Consider the following 18,422-nt stretch of genomic DNA (forward strand, 5'->3'; position numbering starts at 1 on the left):
GAGCCACGCTATGAATATTATTCTGATTACCGCCTGCCCCAGCGGCATGGCGACGACCTTCCTCGCGGCTAAGCGCCTGGAACAAGCAGCCCAGCGCCAAGGCTGGACGGCCCACGTGGAAATGCACGGGGAAGTCGCCCCTCTCCAGGCCGCCACAGCCGAGCAGATCGCCAACGCCGACTTAATCGTAGTGGCCGCCGACCATGTGCCGGCCCCGGAGCGCTTCGAGGGCAAGCGCCTATTCCAAGCACCGATTGCCAGCGCCCTCCCCGACCCCAGTGATTTTCTTGCCCAAGCCAAGCGTGAAGCACCTATTTATAGCGCCCCGGCTGCTACGGTCAAAGCCGAAACGCCAAGTGGAACGGGTGGCAAGAAAATCGTTGCCGTCACCGCCTGCCCCACCGGCGTCGCCCACACCTTTATGGCCGCCGAAGCGCTAGCGGAAGCAGGCAAAGCCATGGGCCACGCCATTCGCGTAGAGACTCAAGGCTCGGTAGGTGCCCAAGATCAGTTGACGGAAGAAGAGATCGCCGACGCCGACGTGGTCGTATTGGCTTGTGATATTGATGTTGATCCAGCGCGGTTCGCAGGCAAACGTATCTACCGCACCTCAACCGGCAACGCGCTGAAAAAGCCACACCCCACTCTTGAAGCCGCGCTCAGCGAGGCTGCTATAGAGAGTGGTAGCAACAGCGCAGGCAGCGCGAATAAGAGTGCCAAAGAGAAAGGCGTTTATAAGCACCTGCTTACCGGTGTTTCCTTTATGCTGCCCATGGTGGTGGCAGGCGGTTTATTGATCGCACTGTCGTTTATGTTTGGCATCAATGCCGCGGAGGAAGAAGGCAGTTTCGCTGCAGCGCTGATGCAAATTGGCGGCGGTACCGCCTTTGCCCTGATGATTCCCGTGTTGGCGGGCTACATCGCCTACTCCATCGCCGATCGCCCCGGCATCGCACCCGGTATGATTGGCGGCATGTTAGCGGCCAATATCGGCTCCGGCTTTATCGGCGGTATTTTGGCAGGTTTCCTGGCGGGCTATGTGGCGCTGGCGGTGACGCGGTATGTCAAGCTGCCCTCCAGCGTTGAATCTCTCAAACCGATTCTGATCATTCCGCTGGTCGCTAGCTTGGTCACCGGCTTGACCATGATCTACGTGATTGGTGAACCGGTTGCGGCGATTCTATCCGGCTTAACCAGCTTCCTCGCTTCAATGGACTCAACCAATGCCGTACTGCTGGGCATTCTTCTGGGCGCGATGATGTGTTTTGACCTGGGTGGCCCGGTTAACAAAGCCGCCTACACTTTTGGCGTGGGCCTGCTGGCCTCGGAAACCTACGGCCCCATGGCGGCGATTATGGCAGCGGGTATGGTGCCGGCCGTTGGTATGGGGATTGCCAGTTTTGTGGCGCGTAACAAATTTTCTGCACCGGAGCGCGAAGCGGGCAAAGCATCGTTCGTGCTTGGTCTTTGCTTTATCAGTGAGGGGGCCATTCCGTTTGCGGCGAAAGATCCGCTGCGGGTCATTCCTGCCTGTATTGCAGGCGGTGCGTTAACCGGTGCCCTTTCGATGCTCGTGGGCGCAAAGTTAATGGCGCCTCACGGCGGTATTTTTGTACTGCTCATACCCAATGCCATCACCCCTGCACTGCTTTACCTTGGCGCCATTGTCGCGGGCTCGCTGGTGACAGGTTTAAGCTATGCGTTTATCAAGCGCGGCGCCGCCCAGGTCGCTGTCGCCAGCTAAATGCTCCGAAACAATAGACGCTAGGCAGGCAAGCACACCTGCCTATCGCTAACAACACGTATTTTTACGCAGTTAATCACTTTGAGAGCTTCAACACGCTCCCCTTTGCACACTTTTTTATGTAGTATTTTTACATAATGTCGATATAAGCCATTCCGCTTTTAACAGCCTCTTATAACGAACGGATCGCTCAATGTTTCAGCTGACTCGCAGTGTTACCTGGCAAGCGCTAGATCGCCTACGCGACAAAACCACGAACGACCGTATTCGTGACTACTTTGCCCATGACCCGCAGCGTTTTGAGAAAATGAGTTTACGCGTGGGCGGCCTGTTTCTTGATTACTCCAAAAATCACGTTTCTGATGAAGTACTCGCTAAGTTGATTGAACTGGCAGACCATTCCGCGCTAGTTCAACGCCGCGCGCAGATGTTCTCTGGTGACATTATCAACGTCACCGAAAATCGCCCGGTACTGCATACTGCGCTGCGTAATCTCAGCGATGAACCAGTGTATGTCGACGGTGAAGACGTGATGCCGGAGATCACGCGGACTCGCGAGCAGATCAAGCAATTCTCGGAAACTGTCCGTAGCGGCGAATGGAAAGGCTACAGCGGCAAACCGATCAAGGACGTGGTTAATATCGGCATTGGCGGCTCGGACCTTGGCCCTAATATGGCCGTGCGCGCGCTGCTTAAATATCGCCACCCCGACATGCACTTTCACTTTGTCTCTAACGTGGACGGCACTCATATCCAGAAGGTGCTTTCACGGCTTGACCCTGCCACGACGCTGTTTATCGTCTCGACCAAGACCTTCTCGACCCAGGAAACGCTGCTCAATGCCAAAACCGCGCGGCGCTGGTTCCTGGAGAATGCTGGTGAAGACGCCGATGTAGGCGCCCACTTTGTGGCGGCCTCCACCAACCGCAAAGCGGCCATGGAATTCGGCATTCGCGAAGAGAACGTATTCGAGTTTTGGGCCTGGGTCGGCGGGCGTTACTCCATGTGGTCGTCGATTGGACTACCGATAGCGCTTTCCATCGGCTTTGAGGGGTTTATCGAGCTATTGGAAGGCGCTCACGAGATGGATAATCACTTTATCCATGCGCCTCTATCGGAAAATATGCCGGTACTGATGGCACTGATCGGCATTTGGTACATCAATTTTATCGGCGCAGAAACCCAGGCCATCGTCCCCTACGACCAGGCGCTCAACCAGCTGCCCTCTTTTTTACAGCAGTTGGATATGGAGTCCAACGGCAAGTCTGTGGATATATTCGGCCACCCGGTCAACTACAAAACCGGCCCGATTGTCTGGGGGCAAACCGGCTCAAACGGCCAGCATGCGTTCTTCCAACTGCTGCACCAGGGCACGCGCTATGTGCCGATTGATTTCATCGCTTCGCTCAAACCTGAGCCGGGCATGGAAGATCACCACTTCGCCCTACTAACCAACATGCTCGCCCAGGCCAATGCCTTCATGGAAGGCAGCCAGGGAGATAGCCAGCAAGATCCGTTCAGCTGCCCCGGTAACCGTCCTTCCAGCACGCTACTGCTGGATGAACTCACGCCCCGCAACCTGGGCGCACTGATTGCGCTTTACGAGCACAAAGTGTTCGTGCAAGGCGTGATCTGGAACATCAACTCGTTCGACCAATGGGGTGTACAGCTAGGCAAGCGTATTGCCGGTGAAATCAGCGAGCGCATTGATACCAATGCGGCGGATTTCGATGCTTCTACGCAGGGATTGTTGGAGTTGGTGCGGGGGCATTTTTCGGGTGGTGGTGCTGAAGATGATGGCCTAGCCAAAAAAGGCATAAAGCCGGGAAAGAAGAAAGTTTAGGCTGATAAAGCCGTTTTAAACGATAGCACGCAAAGTGCCTTGACAAACGCCGAGGCATTTTTCCTACTCTGGTCAGTAGCGGCGTCATACTACTTTCAGTGACAGCCTCAACACTTGAATCAAGCCGACCCGCAAAACGGGTTCGGCTTGAATGAATTGTTAGACGGACCGTGAGTACGGTTTTACGTACTTGATCACAGGCCGCAGACCCGCGCGGACAATAGCGCGCAGGATGTTGCTGCGGCGAACAAGACGTGCAAGTGGCGGACTGACTATGTAATACGTGGCGATGAACAGCTTGCCCAGTACGGATTTGCGTAGTGCTTTGTCTCTCCAAGCGCGAAGAGTGTTCACTTCACTAGCAAGCGGCGATCCAAACGCAGCAGTTGCTACAACGCATTGAGACGATCTGACTGCATTCAAATTGTTCTGAATATCGATGTCTCTGGGATTGAGTTGAGCCGCCCGTTCAAAGAGAGGGAGGGCGGCTTCTTTGTTTCCATGCCCCTCCCAGAGTAACAACGCTTTCAGGTTGAGATATACAGGGTTGTCTGGGATGAGTTCAATTGAGCGATTGATGTATTGCAGGGCCAAATCGACGTTTGCTGGAGTTGCACCAGACAAGGCGGAATTGGATCCGTAAACCTGCTTATTTGCTTGAACCTCATGAAGAATGAAGAGAGCCTTCAGGTGGTATTGCTCAGCTTCTCCTACTTGTTCAATCTCAGACAGTTCCATGTGCCCCCTGATCTTGGTTGTGCCGTCTAACAGTGATTAGACGGAAAGCGACATAATCTCAATAAACGCGACGGGAAATTAACCGATGTCATGCAACCATCAAATTTAACTCTATCCCATTGACTCCATTAGGAGCAAAGAAAAACTTGGCTGCATATTAAAAATTCGTAGGCCTTCTCGCTTAGCCTGTAGCGCATATGATCAGCGTTTTACCTACGATGAGCGTAAAGGCAGCGACTAATGAGTTAGTCGCCTATTGATTAGCGACTGGGCTGGCTCAATAAGTAGTTAAGATGCGCATACACCTCTGGCCACTCTCCCCTGTGCAGGCTATACATCACAGTGTCTCGAATAGTGCCATCACGGCGCAGCTTTTGCCCTCGTATCACACCATCCTTTTTAGCCCCCAGGCGCTCAATGGCACGTTGGCTTGCGTAGTTGAAGTTGTCGGTGCGCCAGCCAACCACGTTACAACCCAACGTATCGAAAGCATGCGTTAACAGCAGCAGCTTGCAGGTGGTATTGATATGGGTACGCTGCGCGCGTTTGGCATACCAGGTGTGGCCAATTTCTACCCGTTTTACCTCGGCAAGATGTCGTGATAGCTCGTCGTGCCAAGCACGGTATCGTTGGCCTCATCTATAACGGCAAAAGCAAAGCGATGGCCTGCCTCTCGGTCTTTCAAGGCGGTTTCAATAAAGGCGCTTGTTTCATCAGGCGAAGGCACTGCTGTGACGCGCAGATTCCACAACTCACCATCGGCAGCAGCGGCGCGCAGGCCTGCTTCGTGGTCGTGCGCTAATGGCTCAAGTTTTACACCGTGCGCTTTAAGAGTGACAGGGCTCACGAAAGTCATATCTATCCAAACGCCTCTTATATTTGGCAGTCGAAAAACTGTGATTAGTCGATATTACTAAAATCAGATTCGAAATAGCCGTTAATATCTATTAATAACACGAAGGAATGGCCATGAAGGTCGGCATTCACACGTTGGCTGGTTTTTTATTACAACGCTTCGCGGAGTCAACTGCTATTGGTTGACGCGAACAGGATTACCCGGCTGTTGTGATTATGGCCTGCTCAACATTACCGACCGCCCGCTACATCAATAAATGATCCCGTCACATAAGAGGCTTCATCAGAAAGCAACCAAGCGATGCTATTCGCTACCTCCTCAGCGGTACCGCCACGCTGCATAGGAATCTGCGGTGCTAAACGGTCAACCCGCCCTGGCTCGCCCCCATCGGCATGCATATCGGTATAGATAAATCCGGGGCGAACGGCGTTGACACGAATACCCAAGGCAGCAACTTCTAAAGATAATCCTTTAGTCAGCGTGTCCATGCCTCCTTTCGATACGGCGTAGTCAACGTACTCAAAGGGCGAGCCTGTTTGTGAGGCGCGCGAAGAGACATTGACGATCGCACCGCCTTGCCCAAAGCGCCGGATAGCTTCTCTGCAACAAAGAAAACAGCTGTCCACGTTACTGCCTATCACCTGTTTGAAGCGTTCAAAGTCAATATCAACGAACTTGGATTGCGTAAACAAAATACCCGCATTGTTAACCAAGTGGGTCACACTGCCAAAGTGAGCCTCTACCGCATCAAACAAGCGGATGACATCGGCTTCCTTGCTGACATCGGCTTGATAAGCAAAGGCCCTGCCCCCGTCACGAATAATGGAATCAACCACCTCATGTGCTCGCTCTTGGTTAGTAAGATAGTTTACGCACACCGCATAGCCTTTAGCGCCTAGCAGTAATGAGGTCGCTGCCCCAATACCACGGCTTCCTCCTGTCACGATGACTACTTTCGACATAATGCTTCCTCAGTAACGCGTTAATAGTCAGTTCCTGCAAATACCTTAACGTCGTAATAGGGCCTTAGGTAGCGCCTGATTCACTTTATCACTTGCTCAACAACTGGGTGGCTATTGATTTCTTTTCGCCCCGCAACTACTGTATATAAAATCACTAAAGAGGTGAAAGCATGGCATCTCTTGGCCAGCCTTTCCAGCCAACTACCTACAAGGGTCGCGGTGCGACATATGATCCGCACAATCGCTTCGCGCCGACCCACAGCATTGCAGAAGACGACGGTTGGTGGCGCGAGGAGACCTCCACGACCATTGCCACGGAAGTGCGTGAGGAAGTGAGCAAGAGTGCGTTGTCGTGGAATAAATCGCCGGATTTACCCTTTGATCGCTCGTTAAACCCTTATCGCGGCTGCGAGCATGGGTGTGTTTACTGCTATGCCCGCCCTTCCCATGCCTACTGGGATCTATCGCCTGGGTTAGATTTTGAAACCAAGTTGATTGCCCGCCGCGGTTTGGTGGAGCAATTATCGGAGGAGCTTTGCCACCCCAGCTATGTGTGCAGGCCAATTAATCTTTCTGGTAATACCGACTGTTATCAACCCTTAGAGGCTACCCAACAAACCACCCGCCGGTTGTTGGAACTGCTATTAGCATGCCGCCACCCCGTCACCATTGTGACTAAAAGCACCTTAGTGCTGCGTGATTTAGAGCTATTGGCCGAGATGGCCGAGCACCGTTTAGTACGTGTTTTTGTCAGTTTAACTAGCCTAGATGCCAACTTAAAACGCACCTTAGAGCCACGTGCGGCGTCGCCCCAGGCACGTTTGAGAGCGATACGGGAACTGAATACGGCGGGCATTCCGGTGGGAACGTTGATTTCGCCGGTGATACCAGGGCTTACTGATCACGAAATCGAAAAACTATTGGAAGCGGCCAGCCGGGCCGGTGCACGCACCGCGGCCTGGATGCTGCTGCGCTTGCCCTATGAAGTCGCACCGCTGTTTGAGGCGTGGTTGGAAACACACTACCCAGAGCGGGCTGCTAAAGTCATGAGCCTAATGCGCCAATGCCGAGGCGGTAAAGCATACGACGCGCAGTTCGGTAAACGCTTTCGTGGTGAAGGCGTCTTTGCAGATTTGATCGCGCAACGCTTCGCCCGCGCCAGCCGCCAATGGAAGATGCAGGATCGTACTGAGCAGGGCTTAAACACGCGCGATTTTCGTCCACCACGGGCGCAAGGAGATTTATTCATTTAAGCTAGGCAGCGTCGCTACTACGTTTGCTGCAAAGGAAGCCCCATGCCCGACCTTAGTAAAACCAAATCAAGCTTTTATAGACGTTTATACGTGGCCCATTTGATTGAACAAGGCATTGCCAGTGTCCCTGCGATAATAGAGGCCACCGGCATGCCACGACGCACTGCTCAGGACACGATAGCATCGCTTGCCGAACTGGATATTGAGTGTGTCTTTACTAAAGATGAGGGCCAACGACATAACATTGGCCGCTACCAGATTCGAGATTGGGGCGCGATTGACCCCCGCTGGGTAGCCACGCATGCTGAGCGGCTAAAACAAGTGCTTGGCTATACAGATTAGCGTAGCGACCTAACTCACTTGAATCTCATAACCCGTAAATTTACGCAGGTTAATCACACTGCTATCGAGTATCAAATACTGCCCTTTAATACCTTGCAGCACGCCTTCCACCAGCGGCTGCTTATCAAAATTATGCGACGCAACTTTTTTTGGAAAGACACTAACCGGGTAGTGAAAATGATGCGCCGGTTGGTCTAACGTGCGAATAGCATCCACGCCATGGGTATCACGTAGCTGGCTCAAGCCATCAGACAACAGGCTAAGCAAACGGTCACGCTCAGCGCTTAAATCCATTACGTCGACATCGCCTTTAAGCATAGCGCGCCAGTTAGTGCGGTCTGAAACCTGCTCTTTGAACAGCATTTCGACGAACCCTGACTGCTGGCGAGTATCTACTTCCAGAATAGGCAGCGCCTGAATCGCGCCTTGGTCTAACCAACGGGTAGGCATCTGTGTTTTGCGCGTGATGCCTACCTTGAGGCCAGAAGAGTTGGCCAAATACACCACATGAGGCTGAAAACAATGGCGCTCGCCCCATTCGGGCTCGCGGCAGGTGCCTTGAAAAAAGTGGCAGGTTTCCGGCTTCATAATACAAGTATCGCACTGCGCTAATCGTTTAAAGCACGGATAACAGTGGCCCTGGGCAAAACTTTTTTTCGTGGCTCGCCCGCAGTGAGTACATGCAATGGCGCCTGTCCAACGTAGGCTGATCGGCTCACCAATGCGCTCATTAAGCGCAACGCGGTGCTCACCGGCACGTAAATGGTAGACCACTTGGTCATCTTGATGGTCTGGTAACGCGACCGTCATTTTACTTAAACAACCTTGTACTGCCGCTTCAATCACGCGCTGCATCCCGAGCCAAGCCCGCCATTTCTGGCGTTACGCCTGCGCCCGTCGCCGCCGCACCGCAGGTGCGCTGCTCTAAGTAACCCACCCGACTCTCTTCCGGCACGTTATTTTCTGACTCATAGCGCATCACTGCTTCCAAGCACAGCTCGGTCTGCTCTGGCGTTAATCGGCGGCCATCGGGCCACTTGCGCAGCGACACCGCCTGCTTAAGGCTCTCATAGATCGCCGGGGTCATTTGGTTAATCATTTTATCGAAGGTCATTTCGCTCATTGCAGGCCTCTTAACTATTTTTCAAACGGCGGGATGAATAATACCAGCCTGTGACAAGGCCCACGAGTAGCCCGCCCAAATGCGCTTCATTAGCGACATTGCCAAAGCCAACGCTGCCTGCCAAACCCGTCATGGTAAATACCATCCAGCCCAGCATAAATACCACTAACATTTGGGGCACAAAAAAGCCGCTTTGGGGTACTCGGCGCGACATAAGCCAAACGTGCGCTAACAGGGCATACACCACGCCCGACATGCCACCAAACAGCACGGTACCGGTCATATATTGAGCGATGTTCGCACCGATACCGGCAACAATAAGCAGCAATAGCATAGTCCGGCTGCCTTGTAAGGCTTCAACCTGACGACCGAAGTACCATACCCACATCAAGTTAAAGATGAGATGCATCAAGCCAAAATGTAGAAAAGCCGGCGATAGCAATCGCCATACTTGTCCTGAGGAGAGCATTTGCGACAGGTTACCAAACGACAGCTCACCACCAGAAATGCCAACGGGCACGATAGTTAAGGCAACGATTAGCTGATTGCCCAACATTTCGATCAGAGCAAACACCACTAGGCTAAGAACAATCATCAGCGACGTGACCGGTACTTGACGCAGCGATGTAAGCGAGTTGGCCATAGAACGCGGGTACTTAGTCGTTTGCTGAAGCGCTAGGGGTTCACCCCGCTTCCACTGCTCGACAAGCGCGGTGAGCTCACCCTGCTGGCGAGGGTCGGCGATCCATAATAGCTGGCCGTCGGCCTCGTCGGTAATCCGGTGACCAATACGATGGCGCCATAATGCTTGGCGCAGTTCGCTGGTATCCGCGTGATCGGGTAAAAGCATCACTGGATGCATAACATCCCTCTAATCAAAGCGCTCGCGGCATATTGACCGCAGCGGGTAGGTGTTCATTGCAACGATGGTAACTAACGCGCTGGAAAGCCAACAGACAGGCAAAAAAAACCGGCGGTAAGGACCGCCGGAGAATAAAAGCAAGGGATCATTCAAGGGAACACTTACTCTGATAGCCGACAGCTGGGTTAGTTCATCTGATTTGCAAAAATTATGTAAAGATATGTAAATTTTAAAAAAAGGCACTAATCGAAATCTATTTCCCATGGCTTGGGTAGCATTCGCTCCTCTCTAGGCACCTTGACCCAAGCAAAGTGATCGGCATTTAACGTCGTCTCTCCACTCCAGCGGTAAGCTACCAAACGCCCATATTTAACCGCGCTATAGTCTAAACAGGCGATATTGTGGGCAGGTAATGCTGGTATACCCTCGCACCAATAATGCCCAATAAATAACGGAGGCTGCTCAGGGCCATAATAACTAAGTTGTCGGCGCTCATGGTCTGATAGTTCGCGAGTTTCGAGATCGCCGGGTAAGTTATCCGGCTGAAAGACGACATCCCCCCACTGCTGCGGCGCCTGAGCCCAAAAATGGGCGCGAAAACTTTGCCGAGTAAATCCGTCACCTGAGTGTATTGCAATGCCATCAGGTAACGAGACATGCGGGCCTCGGGTCAAGCGATCTAAAATACGAAACGCTTGGGTAGAGGGATCCGTTGATTCCACTAAGAATTGCGTATCCATACGGCAGTCAGGACGGCGTTGTTTAAGCTCGGCAATCAGTTGCTGGTCCCAGCAAGCATGCACCACGCGGATGCCTTCTAACTCTAGGCATAGCGGAATGGTTTTAAACCACGCCAGCGTATCATCCCATTCATTGGTGTAATCACTGTACTGCGCCAATGTGTCTTGAATAATGCGGTTATGCCTGGGCGTATGCTCGCGCAACCACCGTTTATGGCTGCCCGTAGGCCCAGGGTGAGTATATGCTAAGGCATTATATTCGTGATTACCCATCACAATATATGCCTCGCCCTGCTCCACCATCCGACGGGCGATAGTCACCGCTAGGCGAATACGCGGCCCGCGATCAATCAAATCACCTAAGAAAACAACTTTTCGGCGCGGGTGACGATAAACGCCGCGGCTTTGATGATAGCCCAGTTTTTCTAGTAACGAGGCAAGCGTAACGCCGCACCCATGCACATCACCAATCAGGTCATAGCCTTCTAACGGGAGCCTGCCCTGCGTTTGACGCTGCATGCTTAATCTCCCAACCGATGGCTCCAGCCTAACTTGCTGCGCAGTACTTCGTAGAAATTATGGCCGATAGGATGTACCAGCTGCACTCGCTCAGGCTTACGTGTAATGACCAGCACATCGTTGGGCTTGGCCACCGCCCGTGTCTGGCCGTCGCAGCTAATATGCGGATAGGTCTGGTTCGTTTCGCCAATGTGAATGCGAATTTCGCTGGCAGCATCAATAACAATGGGCCGACTCGATAGCGTATGAGGAAACATCGGCACCAGCGTCACCACGTCTAGCTTTGGATGCATGATTGGACCACCCCCCGATAGCGCATAGGCCGTTGAGCCGGTTGGCGTGGCAACAATCAAACCGTCGCTGCGCTGGCTATAAACAAACTGGCCATCAATAAACAACTCAAACTCAATCATGCGTACTGCTTTACCCGGATGAAGCACGACTTCATTCAAAGCATCGCCATTACCAACAGCGATCCCGTTACGATAAAGCACCGCATCAAGTAGAAAGCGCTGCTCGATCTCAAACTCGCCTGCCAGCACTTCACCAACGCGGGTTTCCAATTCGTCCGGAGAAATATCGGTTAGAAACCCCAACCGTCCACGGTTAACGCCCAAAATGAGCGTACCGCTTCGGCATAGGGTGCGCGCCGCTCCCAGTAAGCTGCCATCACCACCGATAACAATGACCAGGTCACATAGCTCTCCCAATACGCGACGGCTAGCTTCTGGTTGGCCATGCTTGGGCAAGGCAGTGGCTGTGCGGTCTTCTACCAGCACGCTGTAACCATGCGCGACAAGGTACGTCACCAGCCGCTGAAGGGAGTCGACCACTTTATCGCTACCCAAACGACCAATCAGCCCAATCGTTTTAAAGGGTTTGTCTGACGGGCCGCCTGCAGTAGGCATAGTGTCTGGTAGTAACGCGTTGCTCATGGGCCGACTCTCGCTAGCATAAGTCGCCATTATGGAGACACCTTACCTGCCGGGCAAATAGGCTTAAGCCCTGCTTGAACATTAGCTGGCCGGCGCCACTTGCCGACGCTGGCACCACCAGTGGTTTAACCAAAGCGATGCGGCCATGATGAGCGCACCTAGTACCAAGCGCGGAATGTCCGCATCGCGGTTCCAAATCACTAGGTTAACAATGAGTCCGGCGGGCACTAGCGCATTGTTCATAATGGCTAGGGTGCCCGCATCTACCTTGGTTGCGCCCTGATTCCACGCAAAGTACCCCACGCCAGAGGCGACGAGACCCAGCCAAGCCAACACGCCCCACTGCACAACTGTGCTTGGCAGTGCCGCGCTGTTGCCAAAGAGTAAATATGCCGGTAGTGCCACAATCATCGCACCAATAAAAAACCAGCCAAACACGTTGTGCCATGCAAGCGTAGGCGGTAAATCAGCCGCTAAACGCCGATAGCCCACCTGGCCCACGGCAAAGCAAAGATTGGCCCCTTGCACGACTAAAAAGCCCGTCCAAAAACCGCTATCGATACCGTCATAGCGGATAACGCCCGCCCCAATCACAGCGAGCAGCGCCGTCACAATATAAATCGGCGTAAAGCGGCCAAACAGTAAGTCATCAAGCAGTGCGATATAAATAGGCGTAAAGATGGTGAATAGCAGCACTTCCGGCACTGATAGCAGTAAAAAAGACTGGTAGAAGAAGGTATACATCACTCCCAGCTGCACGGCGCCTAACGCCATTAGCGCCACACGCTGCTTACCTCGCAACAGGCTTGGGCGTAAAAAGGGCAGAAATATTAGCGTCGCCAGCGATACCCTTAATAGCACTGCAAAGTAGCTATCAACCTGCCCAGCCAGATAAACACCTATTAGCGAAAAGGAAAAAGCCCAAAGCGCTGTAACGCCAACTAAATACCCCATCGTAAACCCCATTATTGAAATAAGTTTACGCGGATTATACGCAACTAGGTCAGCCTGCCAAGCAGTAAACATGTCTGATGTAAAAAGGTTAACGTCGTTGCAGCCACCAAAAAGCATAGGCAGCGCCGGGCAGCCAGCCCGCCACTGTTAACAGCACCGCAATAGCGATACGTTTAGCGCCACCTTCCGTTAAACCTACCGCTAAGGGCGGCAGCAAAATCGCCAGCGCTTGATAGGCCAGCGCTAAGCCCGCGGTAGGCGCGGCTACTTGTTCTGGTATTGGGTTCTGCGGCTGCTCCCTGGCGGCGACTGGCGGTGGCGTGAAGTGTTCAACGTCAGCTGAGGCTGGGCGAGCGCGAACCGGTGCCGCCTGCTCTTGAGCAAATCGATGTGCATCTTTGTCAATTTTCTGCTCTAACGCCTCGGCACCTTCCGCAAGATCATCATGGTGGCGTTCCCAATCTTCCCAATCATGGGGCGTCCCGGATTTAGGCCGCTGATCACCGGCACCGCGCGCGCGTTCCCAGGCTTTTTCTTCCAAGGTATTTGGACGATCAGGGTCACGCTCAACGCCCACCCCTTTCCGGTTTAAATACTCACGTGCATCCATCAGAGGGTCCTTTCAGAGTTTAATAACAGTTCTTTCATGATGAGAGCCGTAACAGCGTATAAAATTCAATGCTCAAAACGTTGAATAGCGCCAGCCTTTCATCGGCGAATCAAAAGCTAATTCAGCTACGGTTTCCAGCTACAGTTTCAACTACAGTTAATAGAGCCGATGATACATTAAGGCCAAGCACGAAGGATTGCCCTTTAAACAGCAGTGGCGCTGCACGCGATGAAAAAGAAAAAGGAGTGCCTACGATGAGTACAACCACCATGCATACCTCATCTATGAACAAAACAACTGTAAACAAAGCAACGATGAAAGCAGCACATCCCAGTACCGTTCGCGACATTATGTCTCGGGATTGCTACCGAGTAGCACCAGACGCTTCAATTACTACGCTAGCCAAAGGGTTAGCACTTCACCGTTTACCCGGTGCACCGGTCGTTGACGCAGCCGATCGGCTAATCGGCTTTATCTCAGAACAGGACGTTCTAGGGCGAGTACTCGACAGTATCTATCATGACCACGAAGCACCGCTGGTAAAAGAGCTAATGCGCCATGAAGTGCTCAGCGTATCGCCTAATAAAAGTATTACCGACCTGGCGCAAGAAATGATTGGCGCCAAGCCAAAAGTGTATCCGGTGGTTGAGCAGCAGCGCTTGGTGGGAATCGTCACCCGGCGTGATATCCTGGTGGCATTGTTGACTATTCGATGCCACTAACCCGCTATAAAATGTCGGGAGGCGCAGAACATAGGCAAAAAAAACCGTTACTCAAAGAGTAACGGAAGCAAGGGATCAAAACATATAGAGCCAGAACAACTTTAGCGACTGCTATCGCGATGTTGCCTGTACTAACTCAGACACGCTGTGAAGGAAAAGTTCGCAAAAAAGTAAATTTTCCGTGTGAAGATCACCAAGCGTATAGTTAAGTCACAATTTATTGACCGGCCAAGCCTAGTCACATAAAGCCTACTCACATAGATAGGAGCACAGAAAATGGCGCTGTATTTATTAGTGTTCGCGGTGTGTCTACTGGTGATTGGCGCGGTCATTCTCGTACTAATGTCGTCAAGCACGCCGCGCTACCGCACGGAACCAAAGGATTTAATAGCCTTGTTCGATAAGGCGCTTAACAGCCAAGTAAGCGAAACAGAGTGGAATGCGACGATTGGCTATCCCATCCGCCATAATGAATATTTGGAAAGCATCCGGCGACGCGGCGAGCACTTAATGGAGCAGCATGGTAGGCGCTGGATGATTGAACAGGGCAAACCACTGCTTAACCAAGAGGGCCAAGAAGAGCTCAAGGCTCTGCGCGATCATTTGTCCGCTCATACCGCCCTTCGTGAGCAGTAGAGACTGTTTAAAAGATTGTTTAAAAAGAGCTATGGCGGCTCAGGAGCCCGATTATGCCCAGCACGATTCGTCAGATTCCGCTAGCCAGCGCTACGCATCACCACACGCACGACTTTCATCAGATCGTAATTACGATGTGTGGCTCATCGGAGTTTGAAATCGAAGGGCTCGGCGGCCGCGTCAACGCATTTTCAGGCTGTATTGTTCCGGCGCACCATGAGCACTACTATTCAGGTTACGGCCATAATCGACAGCTAATCTTTGACCTCCCAGAAGATGCCCCCGCATTGACCGGAGAAAACCGTGAGCTGGTGGCGCTATTTGATGCACCGCGCTTTTTTGGCTTAGATAACGCGCTACGTCACTACCTCGCCTTTATGCAAAGTGAGCTTGCTCAAGAGTTTGATACTTCGACCAATTCTTTTCAGCAAGATCGCTTAGCGGCAACAATGCTGGGCGCACTCAAGGCGCGACTGGGCAAAGACACTCATACCAGCCCGAAGCGCTTAAACCTGACACGCATTGATCGCTTCATCCGCCAGCATCTCGCCGATGACATGCGCGTTGCCGATTTAGCGCAGATTGCCTGTTTAAGCGAAGCGCATTTCTCCGATTGTTTTCGTGCGCAAACGGGACTCTCTCCCTGGCAATACGTTAAACGCCAGCGGTTGCATGCGGCGCGTGAGCTGATTTTACAAAGTAGGCTTCCTCTTACCGATATCGCGATGCAAACAGGTTTTGCCAATCAAAGTGCACTTTCACATGCGTTTCGCAGCAGTTATGGATTGTCGCCACGCAAGTTGCGCCAGAGCGATATGGCGCCAGTGAATGTTAGCTCTTCAAATCCCCCATCAGGGCCACTAGCAGGACATTAAAAACTCTACTAAAGTCTTAAAGGCTCATCGCTTGCCGGGGAATTGACACGTTTTACCTTGAAACCAGCATGCACCCAACGTGGTCGCACTCTACATTCGCTTATTCGCTTGGGCCTAATGCCCTGTTACCCATTCGTTCTGTTCAGACTTCCGGGGGCTTCAATGCTCAATGCTAAGAAAATGCGTGACCCAGCCATCTGGCAAACTGATCTCGACACACTCATGGCTCGCGTTAGCGATCACTATTTAGTGGATGAAAGCGCCTATGTCAGCGAACTGATCAAGGTGCTGGATACGGGCCACGATGACTTTACCCGCATTGAAGCCAACACGGCGGCGCTGGTTCAAGATGTCCGGAAGATGGATACAGCCGTCGACACCATTGATGAACTACTGCAGCAATACAGCCTGGACACTCACGAAGGGCTAATGTTGATGTGTCTAGCGGAAGCCATGCTGCGGATCCCCGACAAGGCGACGGCGGATGCATTGATTGAAGACAAGCTGGGCCCTGCCGACTGGCAAGCCCACGTGGGTAAAAGTGATTCTTGGATGGTCAATGCCTCTACCTGGGGCTTATTGATAACCGGCCGTGTTCTCAAAATGGATCATCCTAAAGAGGGCCAGCCCGCCAGCTTCATCAATCGCATGGTTAATCGCATGGGCGAGCCGGTTATTCGCCGCGCGATGTACGAAGCGATGAAAATTATGGGTAAACAGTTCGTGCTGGGCCGGGACATCAATGAAGCCCTTAAGCGTTCAAAACCACTGTTCAATAAAGGCTATACCTATTCTTACGACATGCTGGGCGAAGCGGCGCGCACCCGCGATGATGCCAAGCGCTATTTTGATGATTACGCTCGCGCTATCGAACAAGTCGGCAAAACCTGTAAAACCTTAGGTGATAAAACGCCGGCACCCTCGGTGTCTATTAAGCTTTCGGCGCTACATCCGCGCTATGAATTTGGCCGCCGTGAGCAGGTGCTTGTCGAGCTGGTCGACACCGTTATAAAGCTGGTTAGCAGAGCCCGCGAGCTAGAGGTGTCGGTCACTATCGATGCCGAAGAAGTGGATCGCCTAGAGCTTTCAATGGAAGTTTTTCGCGCGGTTTATGAAAGTGAAGCGGTCAAAGGCTGGGGCCATTTCGGCTTAGTAGTTCAGGCGTACTCCAAGCGTGCGCTGCCGGTATTGCACTACATCAACCGGCTAGCCGAGCAACAGGGCGATGAAATTCCGCTTCGCCTAGTCAAGGGCGCTTACTGGGATACCGAAATTAAAGAGTCCCAACAGCTGGGGGTCGACGGTTACCCAGTATTCACCCGTAAAGCAGGCACTGATGTAGCGTATCTTGCCTGCGCTCAGTTCCTGCTTTCTAACGATACCCGCGGGCGTATTTTTCCGCAGTTCGCGACTCACAACGCTCACACTGTGACGACTATTTTAGAGTTCGCCAACGACGATAGCCGTCCGTTTGAGTTTCAACGCCTGCACGGAATGGGCGAAGCCCTCTACGATGCGGCCCTTGAACGAGCGCCTGTAGGCACCTACTGCCGTATTTACGCCCCGGTAGGCGCACATAAAGACCTGCTACCTTACTTGGTACGCCGCCTACTTGAGAACGGCGCTAACTCGTCGTTTGTCCACCAGCTAGTTGACCCTGATGTTCCAGTTGAGTGGCTGTGCCAGCATCCTATCGAAACGCTGCGCCAGCAAAAAAGTTTGACCAACATGAATATTCCGCTGCCTAAGGATATTTACGGCCCCAAAAGGCTCAACTCTCGCGGCGTGAATCTCAACATCCGCAGCCACTACTATCCGCTGATGGAAAAGATGGCTACGTTTATGGACAAGCAGTATCCGGCTAAGCCGCAGCTCGCCTTTGATGTTGCCGATGATGCAACCCTTACCCATAGCGTTACCAGCCCTTTTGATCGCCGCCAAACGGTGGGCAGCATACAGTGGACTAGCAAAGAACAGGCCACCCAGGCACTCGACGCTGCCTGGGCAGCATTCCCCCGCTGGGATGCAACGCCCGTGGCCGAACGCGCGGCCATTGTGCGGCGCCTCGGCGATTTGATGGAAGAGCACATGCCGGAGTTAATGACTCTGTGCTCTCGGGAGGGCGGTAAGCTGCTTACCGACGGCGTCGATGAGATTAAGGAAGCCGTCGACTTCTGTCGCTTTTATGCTATGCGCGCTGAAGAAGATTTCGGCGACGCCATCGTACTACCTGGCCCCACCGGTGAATCTAACCGTTTAATCATCGGCGGCAAAGGCGTATTCGCTGCTATCAGCCCCTGGAACTTCCCCGTCGCAATCTTCTGCGGTCAGGTGGTGGCGGCCGCAGTATCGGGTAATACCGTCCTAGCCAAACCGGCGGAACAAACCTCGATTATCGCGCACCGTGTCATTGAACTGCTTTACGAAGCAGGCATGCCCCGCGACGTTGTGCAGCTTTTACCCGGCGATGGCCCCACCGTAGGCAGCGTGTTGACCTCCGACCCGCGGATTACTGGCGTGGTATTTACCGGCGGCACCGACACTGCTCACATTATCAACCGCGCCCTTGCGGCACGTAAAAATGCCCCGCTGGCCACACTAATCGCGGAAACTGGCGGCATGAATGCGATGATTGTCGACTCCACCGCCCTGCCTGAGCAGGTGGTGGTTGATGTGGTGCAATCCGCGTTTCAAAGTGCCGGGCAGCG

Annotated in this window: 19 protein-coding genes; 8 read left to right on the top strand and 11 right to left on the bottom strand. The window is 52.8% G+C overall.

Going from position 1 to position 18,422, the window contains the following annotated elements:
* The first annotated feature begins 10 nt into the window (after positions 1 to 10).
* Together ACTH5D_RS13015 and pgi are read left to right on the top strand one after the other, a co-directional pair.
* Positions 11 to 1,744 carry a PTS fructose-like transporter subunit IIB gene (locus ACTH5D_RS13015; protein ID WP_441671949.1) on the top strand — a complete coding sequence of 578 codons (1,734 nt, stop codon included), beginning with the start codon at positions 11 to 13 and terminating at the stop codon, positions 1,742 to 1,744.
* Between the two features lie 193 nt (positions 1,745 to 1,937).
* On the top strand, positions 1,938 to 3,587 hold the full coding sequence (pgi, locus tag ACTH5D_RS13020; RefSeq protein WP_441671917.1) for a glucose-6-phosphate isomerase: 1,650 nt from the start codon (positions 1,938 to 1,940) through the stop codon (positions 3,585 to 3,587).
* A 159-nt stretch (positions 3,588 to 3,746) separates the two neighbouring features.
* Here pgi and ACTH5D_RS13025 read toward each other — a convergent pair whose 3' ends face one another.
* The 4 genes from ACTH5D_RS13025 to ACTH5D_RS13040 all read right to left on the bottom strand — a co-directional run bounded on the left by ACTH5D_RS13025 (position 3,747) and on the right by ACTH5D_RS13040 (position 6,143).
* Positions 3,747 to 4,325: a CFI-box-CTERM domain-containing protein gene (locus tag ACTH5D_RS13025; protein WP_441671919.1), complete on the bottom strand. Its 579-nt coding sequence runs from the start codon at positions 4,323 to 4,325 to the stop codon at positions 3,747 to 3,749.
* Positions 4,326 to 4,585: 260 nt separating this feature from the next.
* On the bottom strand, positions 4,586 to 4,894 hold the full coding sequence (locus ACTH5D_RS13030; RefSeq protein WP_441671951.1) for a GNAT family N-acetyltransferase: 309 nt from the start codon (positions 4,892 to 4,894) through the stop codon (positions 4,586 to 4,588).
* Between the two features lie 11 nt (positions 4,895 to 4,905).
* A complete protein-coding gene (locus tag ACTH5D_RS13035) occupies positions 4,906 to 5,181 on the bottom strand; it encodes a GNAT family N-acetyltransferase (RefSeq protein ID WP_441671921.1) in 276 nt (91 codons plus the stop codon).
* A 230-nt stretch (positions 5,182 to 5,411) separates the two neighbouring features.
* Positions 5,412 to 6,143 carry an SDR family oxidoreductase gene (locus ACTH5D_RS13040; RefSeq protein WP_441671923.1) on the bottom strand — a complete coding sequence of 244 codons (732 nt, stop codon included), beginning with the start codon at positions 6,141 to 6,143 and terminating at the stop codon, positions 5,412 to 5,414.
* Positions 6,144 to 6,313: 170 nt separating this feature from the next.
* Here ACTH5D_RS13040 and ACTH5D_RS13045 point away from each other — a divergent pair, with 170 nt between their 5' ends.
* Together ACTH5D_RS13045 and ACTH5D_RS13050 are read left to right on the top strand one after the other, a co-directional pair.
* The gene (locus ACTH5D_RS13045) at positions 6,314 to 7,396 is read left to right on the top strand and encodes a PA0069 family radical SAM protein (RefSeq protein WP_441671925.1); all 1,083 of its coding nucleotides are present in this window, start codon (positions 6,314 to 6,316) and stop codon (positions 7,394 to 7,396) included.
* A gap of 42 nt (positions 7,397 to 7,438) precedes the next feature.
* On the top strand, positions 7,439 to 7,738 hold the full coding sequence (locus ACTH5D_RS13050; RefSeq protein ID WP_441671927.1) for a winged helix-turn-helix domain-containing protein: 300 nt from the start codon (positions 7,439 to 7,441) through the stop codon (positions 7,736 to 7,738).
* Between the two features lie 9 nt (positions 7,739 to 7,747).
* Here ACTH5D_RS13050 and ACTH5D_RS13055 read toward each other — a convergent pair whose 3' ends face one another.
* The 7 genes from ACTH5D_RS13055 to ACTH5D_RS13085 form a co-directional block, all read right to left on the bottom strand.
* Positions 7,748 to 8,548 carry a DUF2797 domain-containing protein gene (locus ACTH5D_RS13055; protein WP_441671929.1) on the bottom strand — a complete coding sequence of 267 codons (801 nt, stop codon included), beginning with the start codon at positions 8,546 to 8,548 and terminating at the stop codon, positions 7,748 to 7,750.
* A gap of 28 nt (positions 8,549 to 8,576) precedes the next feature.
* Positions 8,577 to 8,861: a YeaC family protein gene (locus ACTH5D_RS13060; protein WP_441671931.1), complete on the bottom strand. Its 285-nt coding sequence runs from the start codon at positions 8,859 to 8,861 to the stop codon at positions 8,577 to 8,579.
* A 10-nt stretch (positions 8,862 to 8,871) separates the two neighbouring features.
* Positions 8,872 to 9,723, bottom strand: a complete 852-nt coding sequence (locus ACTH5D_RS13065) for a rhomboid family intramembrane serine protease (RefSeq protein WP_441671933.1) — start codon at positions 9,721 to 9,723, stop codon at positions 8,872 to 8,874.
* A 242-nt stretch (positions 9,724 to 9,965) separates the two neighbouring features.
* Positions 9,966 to 10,982, bottom strand: a complete 1,017-nt coding sequence (locus tag ACTH5D_RS13070; RefSeq protein ID WP_441671935.1) for a metallophosphoesterase — start codon at positions 10,980 to 10,982, stop codon at positions 9,966 to 9,968.
* Positions 10,983 to 10,984: 2 nt separating this feature from the next.
* Positions 10,985 to 11,917: an NAD(+) kinase gene (locus ACTH5D_RS13075; RefSeq protein ID WP_441671937.1), complete on the bottom strand. Its 933-nt coding sequence runs from the start codon at positions 11,915 to 11,917 to the stop codon at positions 10,985 to 10,987.
* 81 nt (positions 11,918 to 11,998) lie between these two features.
* A complete protein-coding gene (locus tag ACTH5D_RS13080; protein WP_441671939.1) occupies positions 11,999 to 12,871 on the bottom strand; it encodes a carboxylate/amino acid/amine transporter in 873 nt (290 codons plus the stop codon).
* Between the two features lie 88 nt (positions 12,872 to 12,959).
* Positions 12,960 to 13,481 carry a YqaE/Pmp3 family membrane protein gene (locus ACTH5D_RS13085; RefSeq protein WP_441671941.1) on the bottom strand — a complete coding sequence of 174 codons (522 nt, stop codon included), beginning with the start codon at positions 13,479 to 13,481 and terminating at the stop codon, positions 12,960 to 12,962.
* 314 nt (positions 13,482 to 13,795) lie between these two features.
* On the opposite strand from ACTH5D_RS13085, the gene ACTH5D_RS13090 reads away from it, so the two are divergent.
* The 4 genes from ACTH5D_RS13090 to putA form a co-directional block, all read left to right on the top strand.
* The gene (locus ACTH5D_RS13090) at positions 13,796 to 14,203 is read left to right on the top strand and encodes a CBS domain-containing protein (protein WP_441671953.1); all 408 of its coding nucleotides are present in this window, start codon (positions 13,796 to 13,798) and stop codon (positions 14,201 to 14,203) included.
* A 276-nt stretch (positions 14,204 to 14,479) separates the two neighbouring features.
* Positions 14,480 to 14,839 carry a hypothetical protein gene (locus tag ACTH5D_RS13095; RefSeq protein WP_441671943.1) on the top strand — a complete coding sequence of 120 codons (360 nt, stop codon included), beginning with the start codon at positions 14,480 to 14,482 and terminating at the stop codon, positions 14,837 to 14,839.
* 53 nt (positions 14,840 to 14,892) lie between these two features.
* The gene (locus ACTH5D_RS13100; protein ID WP_441671945.1) at positions 14,893 to 15,714 is read left to right on the top strand and encodes a helix-turn-helix domain-containing protein; all 822 of its coding nucleotides are present in this window, start codon (positions 14,893 to 14,895) and stop codon (positions 15,712 to 15,714) included.
* A 162-nt stretch (positions 15,715 to 15,876) separates the two neighbouring features.
* The coding region (putA, locus tag ACTH5D_RS13105; protein WP_441671947.1) for a bifunctional proline dehydrogenase/L-glutamate gamma-semialdehyde dehydrogenase PutA at positions 15,877 to 18,422 on the top strand (2,546 nt) is incomplete at its 3' end.

This window comes from Halomonas sp., from assembly GCF_052095695.1.
Classification (GTDB): Bacteria; Pseudomonadota; Gammaproteobacteria; order Pseudomonadales; family Halomonadaceae; genus Vreelandella.

Excerpts from the sequence above, each read along its gene's own strand:
- ACTH5D_RS13015 (WP_441671949.1), top strand. The coding sequence starts at position 11 with ATGAATATTATTCTGATTACCGCCTGCCCCAGCGGCATGGCGACGACC.
- pgi (WP_441671917.1), top strand. The coding sequence starts at position 1,938 with ATGTTTCAGCTGACTCGCAGTGTTACCTGGCAAGCGCTAGATCGCCTA.
- ACTH5D_RS13025 (WP_441671919.1), bottom strand. The coding sequence starts at position 4,325 with ATGGAACTGTCTGAGATTGAACAAGTAGGAGAAGCTGAGCAATACCAC.
- ACTH5D_RS13035 (WP_441671921.1), bottom strand. The coding sequence starts at position 5,181 with ATGACTTTCGTGAGCCCTGTCACTCTTAAAGCGCACGGTGTAAAACTT.
- ACTH5D_RS13040 (WP_441671923.1), bottom strand. The coding sequence starts at position 6,143 with ATGTCGAAAGTAGTCATCGTGACAGGAGGAAGCCGTGGTATTGGGGCA.
- ACTH5D_RS13045 (WP_441671925.1), top strand. The coding sequence starts at position 6,314 with ATGGCATCTCTTGGCCAGCCTTTCCAGCCAACTACCTACAAGGGTCGC.
- ACTH5D_RS13050 (WP_441671927.1), top strand. The coding sequence starts at position 7,439 with ATGCCCGACCTTAGTAAAACCAAATCAAGCTTTTATAGACGTTTATAC.
- ACTH5D_RS13055 (WP_441671929.1), bottom strand. The coding sequence starts at position 8,548 with ATGACGGTCGCGTTACCAGACCATCAAGATGACCAAGTGGTCTACCAT.
- ACTH5D_RS13060 (WP_441671931.1), bottom strand. The coding sequence starts at position 8,861 with ATGAGCGAAATGACCTTCGATAAAATGATTAACCAAATGACCCCGGCG.
- ACTH5D_RS13065 (WP_441671933.1), bottom strand. The coding sequence starts at position 9,723 with ATGCATCCAGTGATGCTTTTACCCGATCACGCGGATACCAGCGAACTG.
- ACTH5D_RS13070 (WP_441671935.1), bottom strand. The coding sequence starts at position 10,982 with ATGCAGCGTCAAACGCAGGGCAGGCTCCCGTTAGAAGGCTATGACCTG.
- ACTH5D_RS13075 (WP_441671937.1), bottom strand. The coding sequence starts at position 11,917 with ATGAGCAACGCGTTACTACCAGACACTATGCCTACTGCAGGCGGCCCG.
- ACTH5D_RS13080 (WP_441671939.1), bottom strand. The coding sequence starts at position 12,871 with ATGGGGTATTTAGTTGGCGTTACAGCGCTTTGGGCTTTTTCCTTTTCG.
- ACTH5D_RS13085 (WP_441671941.1), bottom strand. The coding sequence starts at position 13,481 with ATGGATGCACGTGAGTATTTAAACCGGAAAGGGGTGGGCGTTGAGCGT.
- ACTH5D_RS13090 (WP_441671953.1), top strand. The coding sequence starts at position 13,796 with ATGAAAGCAGCACATCCCAGTACCGTTCGCGACATTATGTCTCGGGAT.
- ACTH5D_RS13095 (WP_441671943.1), top strand. The coding sequence starts at position 14,480 with ATGGCGCTGTATTTATTAGTGTTCGCGGTGTGTCTACTGGTGATTGGC.
- ACTH5D_RS13100 (WP_441671945.1), top strand. The coding sequence starts at position 14,893 with ATGCCCAGCACGATTCGTCAGATTCCGCTAGCCAGCGCTACGCATCAC.